The 960-nt window shown below is 44.4% G+C and carries 3 protein-coding genes; all 3 read right to left on the bottom strand.

From position 1 onward, the window contains the following. On the bottom strand, nucleotides 1-451 hold a 451-nt coding region (rpsE, locus tag DA085_RS20650), incomplete at its 3' end, for a 30S ribosomal protein S5 (RefSeq protein WP_109474873.1). 14 nt (nucleotides 452-465) lie between these two features. Further along, nucleotides 466-819 carry a 50S ribosomal protein L18 gene (gene rplR / locus DA085_RS20645; protein WP_005599310.1) on the bottom strand — a complete coding sequence of 118 codons (354 nt, stop codon included), beginning with the start codon at nucleotides 817-819 and terminating at the stop codon, nucleotides 466-468. A gap of 14 nt (nucleotides 820-833) precedes the next feature. After that, on the bottom strand, nucleotides 834-960 hold a 127-nt coding region (gene rplF, locus DA085_RS20640), incomplete at its 5' end, for a 50S ribosomal protein L6 (RefSeq protein ID WP_109474872.1).

The raw sequence follows: 960 nt of genomic DNA, 5'->3' as shown, positions 1-960 counted from the left end.
CAGGTGATTTCATATTTGCAAGCGCATCGATTGTTGCGCGAACAACGTTAATTGGGTTGGTTGAACCGTATGCTTTAGAAAGAACGTTACGAACACCCGCCACTTCTAACACAGCACGCATCGCACCACCGGCGATGATACCAGTACCTTCGCTAGCCGGTTGCATGAATACGCGTGAACCAGTGTGTGAACCTTTAACAGGATGTTGTAATGTACCTTCGTTTAAAGCTACGTTAATCATATTGCGACGAGCTTTTTCCATCGCTTTTTGGATCGCTGCTGGAACTTCACGTGCTTTACCGTAACCAAAACCAACACGACCGTTACCATCGCCTACTACTGTCAAAGCAGTGAAGCTCATGATACGACCACCTTTTACGGTTTTTGATACACGGTTAACCGCGATTAGCTTTTCCTGCAGTTCACCAGCTTGTTTTTCGATGTTTGACATCTCAAATTCCTCTATTAGAACTGTAGACCAGCTTCACGAGCAGCGTCTGCTAATACTTGCACACGACCGTGGTATTTGAAACCTGAACGATCAAATGCAACTGCTTGAATACCTTTAGCTAAAGCACGTTCTGCAACTAATTTACCAACTACTGCAGCTGCGTCTTTATTACCAGTATATTTAACTTGCTCTTTAATTACTTTCTCAACAGTTGAAGCTGCTGCTAGTACTTCTGAGCCATTAGGTGCAATAACCTGCGCATAAATATGGCGAGGCGTGCGATGCACAACCAGACGGGTTGCACCTTGCTCTCTCATTAAATGACGTGCACGGGTTGCACGACGGATACGAGCTACTTTCTTATCCATAGTGTTACCTTACTTTACTTTTTCTTCGCTTCTTTTGTACGAACTACTTCATCTGAGTAACGTACACCTTTGCCTTTATAAGGCTCTGGACGGCGATATGCACGAATATCAGCTGCTACTTGGCCGATTAACTGTTTGTCT

The organism is Ornithinimicrobium cavernae, from assembly GCF_003121625.1.
Taxonomy (GTDB): domain Bacteria; phylum Actinomycetota; class Actinomycetes; order Actinomycetales; family Dermatophilaceae; genus Ornithinicoccus; species Ornithinicoccus cavernae.
The sequence above is the reverse complement of the archived record's forward strand: the minus strand, read 5'-3'. Positions and strand labels throughout refer to the sequence as shown.